The 240-nt window shown below is 43.3% G+C and carries 1 protein-coding gene; it reads right to left on the reverse strand.

Annotated features, from left to right (window positions below):
• Window positions 1-200, reverse strand: a 200-nt coding sequence (locus AAEY78_RS14850; protein ID WP_352340251.1) for a hypothetical protein, incomplete at its 3' end; no start/stop codon positions are given.
• Window positions 201-240: the final 40 nt, after the last annotated feature.

Here is a 240-nt window from a genome sequence, read left to right on the forward strand (position 1 = left end):
GCGCTATCGACTGACTTATTCAGTTGGCCTAATTTATCCGTCAGCGTTAACAGCTGCGCATTTTGTTTCGTTAGTAATTGCGCATATTGCTGCTGCAAACTTAAGCCAACATTTACTTCCCTTAACATTATCAGTTGGTGCTCAAGCTCTGTCGCCCTAACGGGATCTCGAATTAAGCCTTTAAGTAATTCCAGAGGCATTAAATCAATTTTCCCACTCGTGCCTGAACCTGTGTAAGGG

Origin of the sequence: Psychrobacter sp. 16-MNA-CIBAN-0192, assembly GCF_040309565.1 — a bacterium.
In the GTDB taxonomy this organism is placed as follows: Bacteria; Pseudomonadota; Gammaproteobacteria; order Pseudomonadales; family Moraxellaceae; genus Psychrobacter.